This is a genomic window from Archaeoglobus neptunius (assembly GCF_016757965.1).
Taxonomy (GTDB): domain Archaea; phylum Halobacteriota; class Archaeoglobi; order Archaeoglobales; family Archaeoglobaceae; genus Archaeoglobus; species Archaeoglobus neptunius.
This window is the reverse complement of record NZ_JAEKIW010000010.1, coordinates 74189-88888: the sequence shown is the minus strand read 5'-3', so window position 1 is coordinate 88888 and position 14700 is coordinate 74189. Positions and strand designations below refer to the sequence as shown.

Sequence of the window (14700 nt, the reverse complement as noted above, 5' to 3'; positions counted from 1 at the left end):
AAATCAATCTTTACAGGTGGTCTGATGAAGCTTAACCGAACTGCCGAAACTGTGCTCAGGAAAAGATATCTCCTTAAGGATGATGAGGGTAATGTAATCGAGACGCCAGAAGAAATGTGCTGGAGAGTTGCGAAGGCTATTGCTAAGGCCGAAGAAAACTACGGCAATGATGTGGAGAGATGGGCTGAAAAATTCTTCAGGCTCTTATGGGAGCAGAAATTCATGCCAAACTCTCCAACCCTGATGAACGCTGGAACCGAGTTAAATCAGCTTTCAGCCTGCTTTGTTATTCCCATAGACGATTCAATAGATGGTATTTTCAAAGCTCTCTGGGACATGGCAAGAGTCCAAAAAAGCGGTGGTGGGACGGGTTTCAGCTTTTCAAGGCTTAGACCCAAGGGTGACATTGTGAAATCAACAATGGGAGTTGCCAGCGGTCCTGTAAGTTTCATGAAGATTTTCGACGCCGCAACAGAACAGATCAAGCAGGGTGGAAGGAGGAGAGGTGCAAACATGGGCGTGCTGAACGTCCACCACCCGGATATTGAGGAGTTTATCAAAGCAAAATGGGAGGAAGGAGTGTTGAGGAACTTCAACATCAGCGTTGCAGTAACAGATGCATTCATAGAGGCTTTAAAGAGTGATAACGATTACGAACTCATCAACCCGAGAACGGGTGAAACTGTCAGAAAAATATCCGCAAGAAAAATTTTCAACCTTATAGTGGAGGGGGCGTGGAGAAACGGCGAGCCCGGTATGATCTTTATTGACACCATAAACCGGCACAATCCGACGCCCCACGTTGGCCAGATTGAGGCAACAAATCCGTGTGGAGAACAACCATTGCTTCCATACGAATCCTGCAATCTCGGCAGCATCAATCTCGCCAAATTCGTTGATGGTTCTGAGATAGACTGGGATGGTTTGAAAGAGACCGTATGGACAGCGGTGAGATTCCTTGATGACGTTATCGACGTCAACAGCTACCCAATCCCCGAGATAGAGCAGATGACCAAAGCTAACAGAAAAATAGGTCTGGGAGTCATGGGCTGGGCAGACATGCTCTTCCTGCTCGGTGTCCCCTATGACAGCGAGGAAGCGCTGCAGCTTGCTGAGAAGGTAATGAAATTCATTCAGGAGGAAAGTCACAAAGCCTCACAGCATCTGGCCGAAGAAAGGGGAGTTTTTCCCAACTGGAAGGGCAGCGTATGGGAAAAAAAGGGTATAAAGATGAGAAATGCAACAACAACCACCATTGCCCCAACAGGTACGATAAGCATCATTGCCGGATGTTCCAGTGGCATCGAGCCGATATTTGCCCTGGCATACAAAAGAATGAACATTCTTGATGGAGAGGAATTTTTCGAAATTAACGAGATTTTTGAGAACGTACTGAAAGAAAGGGGTCTCTATAGCAAGGAACTGATAGAAAAGGTTGCAGGTGAGGGTAGCATCCAGAACATTGACGGGATTCCAGAAGACATCAAGAGAGTATTCAAATGTGCCCTTGACATCCTGCCAGAATGGCATGTGAGGATGCAGGCAGCATTCCAGAAATACACAGATAACGCTGTAAGCAAAACGATTAACCTTCCAAACTCTGCGTCGAGAAAAGATGTGGAAAAGGCCTTTTTGCTCGCATATGAACTTGGATGTAAGGGCATTACCGTTTACAGAGACGGTAGCAGGGAGGAACAGGTATTGAAAGTGAAGAAGGCCGAGGATGAAAAGAAGGAAGGCAAACCCAGACCTCCGGCAAGGTATATAGAACCGAGACCCAGACCGAGGATAACCACTGGAAGGACAATAGAAACGAGGACGGGATGCGGTTCTCTTTACGTTACTATAAACGAGGATGAATACGGGATTGCAGAGGTATTCGTGCAGCTCGGGAAGAGTGGCGGATGTGCCGCTTCGCAGACTGAGGCGATGGGAAGACTGCTTTCAATTGCTCTCAGGAGCTGGATTGATCCAGAAGTGCTGATAAGACAGTTGAAGAACATTCGCTGCCCCTCCCCTGGATTCGACAGTGGAGAGGTTATCACCTCGTGTGCCGATGGAGTTGCAAAGGTTCTGGAAAAGCACCTCAAAGGAGAGTACAGGAGAATAAGGTTTGAGGTGGAGGGGATCAAGCCCTTAACCGCTTTCGCAGAGGGCGCGGAAGAAGATAAAAGAACGAAACAGATTGGCGGAGTCTGTCCGGAGTGCGGTAACGTTCTTGAATACGGTGAGGGCTGCGCAACATGCAAATTCTGTGGATTTACAAAATGTGGATAACTTCAAAACATCAGTAGTGTGGTGGTCACAACAGACAGGAGGCCAAAAGCAATGCAAAACGTTGAGAAATTAACCTCTCTTGCAAATTTTAGCAGCAAATCCATTGCCATGTAGCCCACAACGAAAACCACGAAAACTGCGAGAATTGATGATGTAACTGTCACGTTCTCCGGTAATCCACTAACCGCAACTGCGCCAATAACGGCAGGGACGCTTATAATAAAGGAGAGCTTTAGAGCATCCTCCTCATTCAGCTTTCTCAAAAGCAAAAAGCTCACAGTTACGCCGGACCTTGAAATTCCCGGTATTATTGCAAACCCCTGCGCCAAACCCAGCAATGCTGCCTCCTTCAAACCAAGCTCGTAAAGGTATCTTTTTCCAGTTTTCGGCAGTCTCAAAATCAATCCAGTAACTATGAGCATAACCCCTATGAGAAGATTGACCACTTCCCCGTTACCAAATCCACTGATGGTTTTCAGAATCGGTATCGCTGTTATGGCTGTAAATACTGTCGTAACCGCCACCAGACTCAGGAGTGTTGTGTCTCTGAACCGGAGCATTTTGAGAAAATCCCGTCTGAATTTAACCAGAACCGCCAGCATCGTGCCAATATGAAGAAAAATTGCATAAGACAGGGCAGGGGTCGGGTCAAGTTTGAACAGGTTAATCATCAGAAAGACGGAGATTCCCTCACTGCTAACCGGGAGCCACTCAAATATGCCCTGAAAAATACTCAGAAGTGTTAACGTGATGATATCGACCATGATTTCACTTCTTCATCCTGTTGAGAGTTTTCAGTTCATCAGGAAGATCGTAAATTCTCGCTGGAGAGCCAACAGCCATGCTCCAGGGAGGAACGTTTTTCGTAACTACCGCCCCGGCAGCCACAAAAGCGCCTTCTCCAATCTCCACAGATGGTAGAATTACGGAATTCGCACCAATTGTTGCTCCTCTTCTTACTGTCGGACCTCTTAACTCATAATCTCTCCTCAGGGGGAATTTATCGTTGGTCAGGACTGCATTGGGTCCAAGAAAGACGAAGTCTTCGATTACCGTGTTGACCGGAATGAAAACGTTTGACTGGATGCTAACGTAGTTTCCAATTCTTGTGCTTCCCTCAATAACTGTGTTCGTGCCCACCAGAACGTTATCACCGATTACGGTTCTCTCCCTTATTATCACATTGTGTCCCGTCATGAAGTTATCCCCGATTTCTACATTGCAGTAAATAACCGTCCCCGAACGTATAATTGCGTTTCTGCCTATGGTGGCGCCCTTAAACTTAACCTTTTCCCACTCCTGCCTCAATAAATCGGAGGATGGATATCCCAGAATGACGTTTTCCATTACAATAGAGTCATCCCCAATTTCGGTATCACCATATATCCTAACGGAGTCGTGAATGCGCAGCATCATTTTTCAATAGCTCGCCGATATTAAAAGCTTGGTCTCAAACCGGAAATCTCATTATGATTATTAGAATTAAAATTTTTCTAAAAGGAAAATTTATATAGTTAAAAGTAGAGTTTAAGAAATTACATGGAGGTGTAAAAATGAAAAAAGCGTTACTGCCAGTTCTGGTAACAATGGCAGCATTCATGCTACTTCTGACAAACGTTTCTGCTGTCGACACAGGCACCGATATCGATGATGCAGGGTTAACAGAGGTTACGATGGGCTCAATTGTCCCGGTTGTAACCGAATCCGGAAAAATCAGCCTGTCAATAGATGGTCTCGGCATATATCCTGCAAGCAGCGGCATCATTCAGGTGGAGAAACCGAATGGTGCTACGGTAAGGGCGGCCTATCTGGCAGCAGCAACTACGGGTTTTACACGCTATAAACTATCCGATGGTGATGTGGCCATTGATGGTGTTGGTGTTTCATGGGATATTGAAACTCCAAGCAGTATAAGCTCGTGGAACTACTGGGCCAATGTGACTTCAATCGTGAAGTCCAAGATTGATTCTGCTCCAGCAGGAAGGATTGATTTCAACATAAGCGAAGCCAACACGTATCGTATAGATGGTGTAATTCTTGCGGTGATATTCGATGATCCGAATCAGGTGACCGATAACACTGTGATACTGCTCTTTGGAGCGCAGGATGTTAATGGCGACACCTTTGCGGTTTTGTTCGCAGAACCGATAGACAAGAGTGATCCCAATCTGGTGCTCGACATGTCACTTGGTATTTCCTACGGTTATCAGGACTCAAGTGACTACACCCAGTACAGCAATGTGGATGTCAACGGCGTTCGCCTGACTTCGTCAGCAGGAGGGCATGATGATGGACAGGCTCATAACGGTGCTTTATTAACTGTCGGTGGACTGGATGATAGCAACGCAAATCCGGCCGATGCTTACTCACATGGCGATGCCACGAGTCCAAGATATGATGATGAGCTCTACAGCCTTATCCCGCTCGTTGCGGATGGTGACACAACCATAACCGTCTACACAGATAACCCGTCAAACGATGATAATATCTTTTTCGCAGCGTTCTTCCTGTCAACATCGGCCGTTGTCGGTGAGGGTATTGTCCTATCTCCTGTCTCAGCAACAAATGCTCTCAACACCCAGCATACGGTGACCGCTACAGTCCAGGACGACCATGGACAGCCGATTGCCGGTCGCAATGTGACGTTTACGATCGTATCCGGTCCGAATGCCGGATTGACGGATATAGCAGTTACAGATATCAACGGACAGGCGAGCTTCACTTACACCAGTACATCCGCCGGAACAGATGTGATTGTGGCGAGTATGGTCAACAGCCAGGGTGTTACGGTTCAGTCAAATCAGGTCGAGAAGACGTGGGAAGGAGCGCCATCGGTTCCTGAATTTCCGCCAGTGGCTGTTGGTGCCCTGGGAATGCTTGCAGCTATTGTACTGCTGAGAGCGAGAAGAGAATAATTATAAATTATTATTTATTTTTTTTTTAGTTTTCGAACAGCCTGACTCACGACCAGTTAATTTTAAATACTACTATTAGGACAATAGTTATAATGATATCAGACAGGCGAATCAGACATATTGAAACGGAAGAGTTTGCTCTAGACCCGAAAATTCTTGAAGAGCTGGAAGGGTTCTGGGCGGAGCGATACGAGGAAGAATACCTCTGACTGAGCTCAATGTACTGAAAACCCAGACATATCTGCCCAATCAGACGATTATACCCCCTATTTCGACAGGCAAACCAGATTTGTAGGACTTTATTGCCGAAATTGCCACAGAAAGAACGTACAGGCCATCTTCCGCTGAAGGTTCTGGCTCCGTATCGGTCAAAATGCAGTTCAAAAAAGTTTCCAGCTCATTCCTCAAAGGTTCCCTTTTCCTGACATTCACAGCTACCTTTCCATCCTCCCTCACAATCTCAAGACTTTGCTCAAGGTAGTTCAGATTTGCCACACAACCAGTTCCCACCGCATTCAGAGTCCTTACCTTGGTTGGAGTCAGCCAGTTTGTGTCGATCAGTCCAACCCTGTCTGGACTGAATTTAACAACAATCGATGCATAATCCTCCCATTTATGAAAACTGTTTCCAGCGACAGCATAAACGTTATCCGCTCTCATCCCGTAAAGGAACGATATCGTATCGATCTCATGCACCGCCAGGTCTATTATGATTCCAACATCCCTTATGCGGGGTGAGTACGGACCAACTCTTTTGCATGAGATTGCAAGTATGCTTCCAAGCTCTCCATTCTTTATCAACTCTTTCAGCTTTAACACAGCGGGATTGAAGCGCTCTATGTGCCCAATCATCACCTTCAGATCGTTGATTCTTGCAGCTTTCACAATCCTACGTGCATTTTCGATCGAATCGGCGATTGGCTTTTCTATAAGCATGTTTACCCCGTAATCAGCAACTCTCAGTGCCACGTCCTTATGCATGCTTGTCGGAACTGCTATGCTGACAGCATCCAGATCCTCTTCCAGAAGATCCCCAAAATCCGTAAACGCTCGAGTTTTAAATTCTGCTGCAACCTCCCTGGCCTTCTCCCCATTTGAATCTGCCACACCAACGAGATCAGCGAATGGTATCTCTGAGTACACCCTCGCATGGTGCCTTCCCATCATCCCTGCACCGATAACACCTACTCTGAGACTTTTCATAATTACCAACTAAATAAATATACGCAAATCCTTTAATAAAAATTTTGGTAAATATTTAAATTCTGGTTCGATATTTTTACCGGATTATTAAAAGATATGGCTTGTTCTCTCCCTCCCTTGAGTCAAAGTGATCGTGTCTGTACTTGTTGTGCCAGTCTCCTGTGACTTTCTGGACTAGTATCAGCCTTACCGTGTCTCCCCATGAGAGGTTGAGGGAGTTGTCCGCATCACTTCCTTTCAGAGTGAAGGATATCCACTTACCTGAGAGGTCTCCCGTTGCATTGTAGTGGTCGACCAGTATTCCCAGGTCGCCTCCAGGTGTACTCCATTTTTCGCTGCTGGTTTTGTGAGTCCAGTTTACTTCCTGCTCATTGAAATCGCCGTTGAGTGTGTAAAGCTCAATTGTGTGGTTGTACTGGCTGTTTCTGGTGGACTTGACGTAGAGGTAGAGCTGAATTGACTTGATCTCACCTGTGCCTTCTGGAAGTTTGAACTCAAGCACGGTTCTGTATCTGTCGAAGCTGCCCACTGCCAGATCCCTATCTCCGCTGTTCCAGGTCGAGATCGGAGATATTCTCGAGTCTTTGGATGGGTAGATTCTGGCTGGCCCAGAGGGCTGTACACTGAATTTATGAACCACACTCGACAAATCTGCATTACCGTATTTGTCAATGCAGCGATAGTAAAACGTGTACTCCTTGCCGCTCTCTACATTAAGCTCAAATGTATGCTCCGTTCCATTCGACAGGAAATCAATTCCTTCTCCATACACAAAGTCTCTTGTAGCATACTGACATTTTGCCTCTTCATTCGTTGCAATCCTGACCAGTACCTTATCAGTATTGCTTGGAAGCTCGGAATTGTTTGCAGGACTGATTATTGTGATTGTGGGTGGATCCTGGTCTTTTACAACATCCACAACAAGATATGGCTTGTTCTCTCCCTCCCTTGAGTCAAAGTGATCGTGTCTGTACTTGTTGTGCCAGTCTCCTGTGACTTTCTGGACTAGTATCAGCCTTACCGTGTCTCCCCATGAGAGGTTGAGGGAGTTGTCCGCATCACTTCCTTTCAGAGTGAAGGATATCCACTTACCTGAGAGGTCTCCCGTTGCATTGTAGTGGTCGACCAGTATTCCCAGGTCGCCTCCAGGTGTACTCCATTTTTCGCTGCTGGTTTTGTGAGTCCAGTTTACTTCCTGCTCATTGAAATCGCCGTTGAGTGTGTAAAGCTCAATTGTGTGGTTGTACTGGCTGTTTCTGGTGGACTTGACGTAGAGGTAGAGCTGAATTGACTTGATCTCACCTGTGCCTTCTGGAAGTTTGAACTCAAGCACGGTTCTGTATCTGTCGAAGCTGCCCACTGCCAGATCCCTATCTCCGCTGTTCCAGGTCGAGATCGGAGATATTCTCGAGTCTTTGGATGGGTAGATTCTGGCAACAGATTTTGCATTCACGGTTGCTGCCTCACCGTTACTGCCACCACTACTGCTGTTACCAGAAGAGGCACTGTTCAGAGTATTGTTTGCGGTAAATACCAGATCCTGTGTTTTGAAGGATATCTCTGCAGACGCTGCAGTTTCATTCCCGGTGGTGGAAACAACCTTGAGATAGTATGTGGTTCCGGGGATGAGATTGCTCAGGGTAATTGAATGATACCTTGTCATCGTCTGATCATGGACCCTTTCAGTGTACTGACCAGAAGCGGTTCCGTACTCCACGAGGGAATCAGAGTCCTTGTTTGTCTGCCAGACTACCACAGCGGAGTTCTGAGTGATATCCTGTACACTCAGCAGTGAGATCGTTAGTGGTATTTCTGTCACACCTGTGAATACTACGTGTCCCTCTGTAGTGTAGAGAATTCCGCTGTACTCGGCCACATCCTTGCCATACACGCCATCAACCGTGCCCTCCAGTTTCAGGTTGGAGGGGTCGGAGATGTTGATGATTCTCATTCCTCCCCAGCTTGAGATTCTTGGTAGTAGGTAGGCTTTGTTACCGCATATGGCGATTTTGTTGGCGATGATGCTGGTAATGCTGTCCAGAAGCTTTGGATTTGCCGGGTTGGAGATGTCTATTGAGTATATACCTCCTGTCCCCTCTACCGCAAAGAGGGTGGTGCCGTGGATTTCAGCATCTCCGGTGTACATGTTGAGGCTGTAATTGGCCACAACAACAGGGTTCGTTCTGTTGGAGATGTCAACAATGAAAAGCCCGTTCTGCCCGCCAAAGATGAGATAGTTGCCATATCTCGCCAGGGGCTGGGCTCCTCTACCAAAGCCCAGATCTGCTGAATAGACGAGCTTCGGATTGTGCTTGTCCGATACGTCGAATATCTTGATTCCACCCGCATAGAGGTAGTTGTCAACAACGATGAGATTTCCTCCCAGACTCCCTCCGAAGTTCCATACCGTGATTACCGGATCTTCGGGATTCGAGATGTCTGCAATCGTAAGATCCGCCCAGCTCCCTGCAATGTAGAGGTAGTTGCCGTCAATTGCAAGGCCGGTGTTTCTGCCCTTGTTTTTGATCAGGATTTTTTCCTGGGGGTGAGAGGGATCGGAGATATCAACAACCCACACGCCGTCATTGTGTCCTCCGTAGAAGGCGTAGTTTCCTTTTACGGCGATGCTGTCGCATGTCGGGACTGGTAGTCTGGCGAGGAGGGTTGGGTTGTGGATGTCTGTGACATTTACTATTGCCCATCCTGTTGAGTAGCCTGTTTCAAAAACGTACATGCCGAAGGAGGTCTGATAGACAAAGATGCCCTCAACGTATCCTGGAAAGCCTGAGAAGACCGATATCTGTGCTGGATTTTCCGGATTGGAGATGTCGTAAACTCTGAATCCCTCGTAGCGTGTGGAGAGGAAGAGGTAGTTGCCGAAAACCTTGATGTCGTTGGCATTGGGATCGTTCTGTCCAATTATGGAGTTCACTTCTACAGGATTTGCAGGGTTGGAGATGTTGACGACGTGAATGCCATAGTGGTAGTCAACCACGTAGGCGTAGTTACCTTTCACAGCAATGCTGGAAACTACTCTGCGGGGATCGTTGTTCGGATCGGCCCACTTTCCGAGGAGGACCGGGTTTGCAGGGTTGGAGATGTCGTAGATGTAGAGGAAGATATCGTTTCCTCCAGTCAGCAGGTAGTTTCCGTGGATGCAGAGCCTTCTGATTTTGTCGTTGACGCTTATCTGTGAGATAACTTTCGGATTGGTTTTGTCTGAAATGTCGATTATGACTATGCTCTTCTGTGAGACTGCGTAGGCGTAGCTGCCCTTAACCTCAACATCGGTGGCAGGGATGTTGAGGGTGGAGAGAGTATGGGGGGATGTAGGGTTGGTTACGTCCGCTATGACGAACTTCTTCTCTCCCGCTATGTACAGGTAGTTTCCATCAATGAAAAGGGCCTGAATAACTCCAGCATTGGTGTGGAGGATACTGACGGGGGGCGTTTTCTCCCTGAAGGTACCCACATCGGAGTAGCTCTTGAACAGTCTGACAGGGGTGAACTCTATATTCTCTATCTTCGCTTTGGTGGAGATATCGTATATTCTTACCTGCTCTCCCGCAGCAACATACAGGTAGTTCCCTGAAGCTGCCACATCGAAAGCTGCACCGTAGTCCCATTTGCCGATGAGCTGGGGTTGGGCTGATGCAGATTGGATAGCCACGATCAACAGGAACAGGATTGCACCAATCCACCCGGCGTTAAGTTTTCCACTCATCCCTCATCATCACCAAAACTGAATGATTAATCTACGTCTGATGGCAGATAAACCTTTCTGTTGTTGGGCACGCCCAGGGACATGCCCGTAAAAAAGAGGTGACATAAAAAACCATGGCAATTGGCAAAATCCACCGCGCATGCCCAACGGGACTCGCTAGGGAGTTTAAAGCTTAAGGAAGATGAATGCGTGACTGCTGGCATATACAGGAACAGAGCACTCTGGGCTATCAGTAAATGACATAAAGGCTAACCGATAACCGGAAATATGTACCGCTTTCCATTGTTCTCAAAAATTTTTACATCAACTCCATAAACTTTCATTAAGTTCTCCCTGGTCAGCACATCTCGAACATTCCCGTATCCAACCATTCCGCCATTACTCATCAGCAGAACCTTATCCGAAAAAAGAGAGGCCAAATTCGGGTCGTGTTCGCTCATTATTACAGCAATACCCTCCTTTGCAATTTCTTTCAAAACTTTTAAAACGGATACCCTGTTTTTTAGGTCCAGATGAGACGTGGGCTCATCAAGGAGTAAAATTTTCGGCCGCTGAATTAAAGCCCTTGCTATGAGGACCAGCCTCAGTTCTCCACCACTCAACTGCGTGTAAGGCCTATTTGCCAGATGACCTAAACCAAGCTTGCCGAGAACATCATAAGCAAGCTCGTAATCTTTTTTAGTTGGCATTGAAAGGCCTAAATGTGGGGTTCTTCCACTGACCACGACATCCACGACTTTATATGGAAATGCCGGTGAATGTATCTGCGGAACATATCCAATGAACTTTGCGAGTTCCTTTTCGTTAAGCCCTGAAATTTCAAACGAGTCGATAAACACCGTACCCTTTGGTTTCAGTAGTCTGTTTAAACATTTAAGCAGAGTGGTTTTACCACTACCATTTGGGCCAAGTATCGTTAAAATTTCACCTTCATTAACTTCAAAGGATACATCTTTTAGCACAGTCCTTTCATCATAACCAAATCTCAAGCTTCTCACCTTAACTCCACTCATGCATAGCCCTCCTCATGAGATAAAGAAACATGGGGGCTCCGATAAGTGTGGTGATTACCCCTACGGGTATCTCGTAGACCCAGACAGTTCTCGAAATCAAATCAGCAATTAACATAAATGAGGCGCCGATCGAAATCGAAGCTGGGAGGAGATATTTCGGATTTGAGCCGACTATAAATCTCGTTATGTGTGGGGATATCAGGCAAACCCATCCTATTATTCCGGTTACAGAAACAACCGATGCAGTAGCAATTGATGCAAACAGTATTACGAGCAACCTCTCCCTTTCAACATTAATACCAAGAGATTTCGCCTCCTCGTCACCCATTGAAAGAGCAAAAACTCTCCACCTAAAAACCAAAAGCCCCAGTATCCCCACCACTGCCAGAGGAGCAGAGGTAACAACATCATTCCAGGTTACTGCATACAGCCTGCCGATTATCCAGGCAACGATGGTTTGAGTCTTCTCAGGCTCGACAAGTATCTGAACTAACGAAATCAAACCAGAAAACAAAGCTGAAACAATAATACCTGCCAGAACTAAGGATGCCGGTGAAAACTGCCCCCTGAACTTCGATAAGGATAATGTAATGGCAACAGCAATCAAAGCGAAGAGGATAGCTGAAGGCTGTATTAAGAAGAAATAGCCCGTTCCAAGTGAAACTATTGCCAAAGCAGCTCCAAAAGCAGCTCCTGATGAAATTCCGAGTATATACGGGCTTACAAGTGGATTTCTAAGTGTTGTCTGTAAAGCTGCCCCCGAAATGCCCATGCAAGCTCCGAAAAGCATTGCCTCGATCGCTCTTGGCAATCTCACATTGAGGAGTATTGTATGTTCGATCGAATCGTTAAACAAGACCGACGGTAGTGAGTCCAGCGATATTGCATATTTTCCAATGGACAGATACAGGACAAACAGCAAGAGAGGTAAGAGGATCAAACTGGCTTTGTACGAAAGTAATTCAAACTTCCTCTCGAAATTTCGCATAAATTCCGTTGGCACGGTTGCTCGCCTCACCATTCGCCAGTCTTATTTAACCCTTTGACAATAAAAATTTTAAACTGACGAAAGCTTAAAATCTTCTTTTATCTTGGTGTACAATCCATCAACGCCGTAAAGCATTTTGAAAATCTCATTTCCTTCCTTTTCAACGTCGTAATTGAACTTATCCGGATACAGAATCTTTGCCTCGGTTAGAACGTTTATAACAAAGAGTCCCGGATCTTTTCCTGTGTAACCAAACAGTATTCTGTAGATTCTGTTCTCCTTTACCGCCTTAATCTTCTGCCAGTTAGAGTCTTTCTTCAAATCGTCTGGCATGAACTTACCATAAGCATGAAGCAAAATTACGTCAGGATTCCAGCTTGCGATCTGCTCAAAGCTTACACTGCAGGCCCAGCTCTTGCAGTAAACTGACAGACTCTTTCCTCCAGCAATTTCTACATCCGTAGCGAGAGCGATTACAGAGTTGAGATTGTATGGGCTTGCAAGATAAACCTTGGGTCTTTCTGCACTGGGTATTTTTGATGTTACGGATTTGACTTCCTCTATCTTACGTTCGAGGTATTCTCTTATTTTCCTGGCTCTTTCCTCCTTTCCAACACTTTTCCCTATGACCGTAATAATATCAAAACTCGTCTGAGGTGGATTGAATTTATCCATTCTGACACATACAACCGGAATTCCGAGAGTTTGCTGTATTTTGTCCGCAAGTTCTCTATCTTCAGTCCTTACGAACACGATATCAGGTTTGAGTTCTGCAAGTTTTTCAAGGCTTAGAGTTCCTCTGACAGCGCTTCCAACATCCGGTATCTCTTTTAGCCTGTCTGGAAAAGCTCTTGTCAAAATTGGACATTTCTTGCTATCGCTATCCAATCCAACTATTTTATCTTCTACACCCAGTGCAAAAAGTACTCTCGTCGCTTCTGGCCATAGGCTGACGATTCTTTCAACCTTACCAATTTCTACCTCTCTCCCTGACTGATCAACTATCTTTATCTTCGCTTCTCTGTGCTGAGCACATCCAAGAACTGTAGATGCAATGATGAGTAAAATAAGTACTGGCAAAATTTTCCTCATTCCACATCAGCCTCCATTCCCATCTCCCTAACAAGTCTAGTCGTCAGGGGTAGCATGTTTATGAATTCTATATCACCATGCTTCTCTACGAACGTATTCGGATGTCTTATCGGAGTTGACCAGAATCTGTGAACGTGAGCACCCAGATGAATTGCCCTATTTGCACCTGCCATTATCCAGAGTGGCAACAGTCGGGGATCATTCATTATCCCACCAAACCCCACATCCACATCTCTCAAAACTAGCCTCGCAACCGCACCGACTTTTGCAACTTCAAGCGGATTTGCCATAGGCCTATTTTGAAAAGGCGTTCCAGGAATTGGTCTCAATCCAGTTATAGAGATGCTACTGAGATTCTCGAACTTCTTGAACCAGAAGATGTGTTTTACGTAATCTTCGTAGCTACTGCCTAATCCAACCATCATAACGCTTTTAAGACCCAATCCAACCTCGTTTATTTCTTCTGCAAGCTTCATTCTAGCCTCGAGACTGTCTCCCGGCTTTGCTTCTTTGAAAACTTTTGGATTTATGGTTTCAAGACTGCTGCATACCTCCCTGACACCCAATTCCTTTACCCTGATGAGGTCGTCCTTATTTAGGGCAGGACCAACGTTTATCCAAATGTCCATTGAGGACACCTTTTTAACGGCCTTCACAGCTTCTGTTACCTTTTCACCCGCTCCACTCCATAATGTTCCCCCACCAAGCTCGACTCTTTTTGTGCCTGTGCTGTCTATTAACCTCGCACCCAGTTCAATCTCTTCAGTTGTCAGTGGTTTTTCTGCGAAATCTGGACGGTTTCCAGTTGATCTGCTGCAGTACTTACAAGGCGGATTCGTTGTGCACGGAGTTACTGAGCCTATGAACCCATCAAACTTGAAAACTGCTCCAACTTCATCATCTCTGACCTTAGAGGCAACCTTCGCAAGTTCTAAAAAATTTTCAATTGTTTGCACTTTATTCAGGATGTACAGAGCTTCATCTTGTGTTACTGGATCGCTTAAAGCTTCACGTAAAACGTCACTTAACACAATTATTCACCTCCGTAACACTATATGTGTTGAATTTCTTAAAAGGTTCTTAAATGTTGCCATTTTTAATCTGTTGTGTATACTCATGTCTTGACTCAGCGTACCTCGCTCCCAGAGATTTTAACACTCTGTCTGAGGGGCCGTTCTCGTCTTGTAGTCTTCATTTGCCTTCGCAACACTCAACTCTCTCGCAATAATGTAGTAAACCTCAGACGTAGTCCATGAACAGCCTTACCTCTCCCTCTCGGCTCTTTCAAGCAACTCCTCAACCTTCTCCGCCCCCTCTTCATCGCAGAGGTAGGCAGATCGTCGGATATCCGACCCAAGTCATGCTCAATCCAGAACTCAGGGTCTCTTTCGAAAGTTGAAATGATTCTGTCTATTCTGACCAGTTATTTTGCTCAACTCGTATTTCGAAATATCCAAGCTTTCTTAGGCGATCTAGAGAGAAGATGCG

10 protein-coding genes are annotated in these 14700 nt (G+C 45.9%); 2 read left to right on the top strand and 8 right to left on the bottom strand.

Annotated elements, in window-relative coordinates:
* Nucleotides 1-24 precede the first annotated feature (24 nt).
* Complete coding sequence (locus JFQ59_RS08895; protein ID WP_202320077.1) at nt 25-2277, top strand: vitamin B12-dependent ribonucleotide reductase; 2253 nt, start codon at nt 25-27, stop codon at nt 2275-2277.
* Nucleotides 2278-2279: 2 nt separating this feature from the next.
* On the opposite strand, the gene JFQ59_RS08890 is transcribed toward JFQ59_RS08895, so the two are convergent.
* On the bottom strand, nt 2280-3041 hold the full coding sequence (locus JFQ59_RS08890) for an undecaprenyl-diphosphate phosphatase (RefSeq protein ID WP_202320076.1): 762 nt from the start codon (nt 3039-3041) through the stop codon (nt 2280-2282).
* Between the two features lie 4 nt (nt 3042-3045).
* The gene (locus JFQ59_RS08885) at nt 3046-3693 is read right to left on the bottom strand and encodes an acyltransferase (RefSeq protein WP_202320075.1); all 648 of its coding nucleotides are present in this window, start codon (nt 3691-3693) and stop codon (nt 3046-3048) included.
* A gap of 137 nt (nt 3694-3830) precedes the next feature.
* Here JFQ59_RS08885 and JFQ59_RS08880 point away from each other — a divergent pair, with 137 nt between their 5' ends.
* Complete coding sequence (locus tag JFQ59_RS08880; RefSeq protein WP_202320074.1) at nt 3831-5192, top strand: Ig-like domain-containing protein; 1362 nt, start codon at nt 3831-3833, stop codon at nt 5190-5192.
* 249 nt (nt 5193-5441) lie between these two features.
* On the opposite strand, the gene JFQ59_RS08875 is transcribed toward JFQ59_RS08880, so the two are convergent.
* From JFQ59_RS08875 to JFQ59_RS08850, 6 genes are all read right to left on the bottom strand, one after another.
* On the bottom strand, nt 5442-6395 hold the full coding sequence (locus tag JFQ59_RS08875) for a Gfo/Idh/MocA family protein (protein WP_202320073.1): 954 nt from the start codon (nt 6393-6395) through the stop codon (nt 5442-5444).
* Between the two features lie 76 nt (nt 6396-6471).
* Nucleotides 6472-10119 carry a DNRLRE domain-containing protein gene (locus JFQ59_RS08870; protein WP_202320072.1) on the bottom strand — a complete coding sequence of 1216 codons (3648 nt, stop codon included), beginning with the start codon at nt 10117-10119 and terminating at the stop codon, nt 6472-6474.
* Between the two features lie 248 nt (nt 10120-10367).
* Nucleotides 10368-11132 (bottom strand): ABC transporter ATP-binding protein, encoded by a 765-nt coding sequence (locus tag JFQ59_RS08865; RefSeq protein ID WP_202320071.1) that lies wholly within the window; start codon nt 11130-11132, stop codon nt 10368-10370.
* Nucleotides 11119-12135, bottom strand: a complete 1017-nt coding sequence (locus JFQ59_RS08860) for a FecCD family ABC transporter permease (protein ID WP_202320070.1) — start codon at nt 12133-12135, stop codon at nt 11119-11121. Before JFQ59_RS08860 ends, JFQ59_RS08865 begins: the two co-directional genes overlap by 14 nt.
* A gap of 54 nt (nt 12136-12189) precedes the next feature.
* Nucleotides 12190-13212: an ABC transporter substrate-binding protein gene (locus JFQ59_RS08855; protein ID WP_202320069.1), complete on the bottom strand. Its 1023-nt coding sequence runs from the start codon at nt 13210-13212 to the stop codon at nt 12190-12192.
* Nucleotides 13209-14243, bottom strand: coding sequence for a radical SAM protein (locus JFQ59_RS08850; protein ID WP_202320068.1), 1035 nt, complete (start codon nt 14241-14243; stop codon nt 13209-13211). The genes JFQ59_RS08855 and JFQ59_RS08850 overlap by 4 nt, the downstream gene beginning before the upstream one ends.
* Nucleotides 14244-14700: the final 457 nt, after the last annotated feature.

Bases quoted from the DNA above. Each gene is read 5' to 3' on its own strand.
- JFQ59_RS08895 (WP_202320077.1), top strand. From the start codon at position 25: ATGAAGCTTAACCGAACTGCCGAAACTGTGCTCAGGAAAAGATATCTC.
- JFQ59_RS08890 (WP_202320076.1), bottom strand. From the start codon at position 3,041: ATGGTCGATATCATCACGTTAACACTTCTGAGTATTTTTCAGGGCATA.
- JFQ59_RS08885 (WP_202320075.1), bottom strand. From the start codon at position 3,693: ATGATGCTGCGCATTCACGACTCCGTTAGGATATATGGTGATACCGAA.
- JFQ59_RS08880 (WP_202320074.1), top strand. From the start codon at position 3,831: ATGAAAAAAGCGTTACTGCCAGTTCTGGTAACAATGGCAGCATTCATG.
- JFQ59_RS08875 (WP_202320073.1), bottom strand. From the start codon at position 6,395: ATGAAAAGTCTCAGAGTAGGTGTTATCGGTGCAGGGATGATGGGAAGG.
- JFQ59_RS08870 (WP_202320072.1), bottom strand. From the start codon at position 10,119: ATGAGTGGAAAACTTAACGCCGGGTGGATTGGTGCAATCCTGTTCCTG.
- JFQ59_RS08865 (WP_202320071.1), bottom strand. From the start codon at position 11,132: ATGAGTGGAGTTAAGGTGAGAAGCTTGAGATTTGGTTATGATGAAAGG.
- JFQ59_RS08855 (WP_202320069.1), bottom strand. From the start codon at position 13,212: ATGAGGAAAATTTTGCCAGTACTTATTTTACTCATCATTGCATCTACA.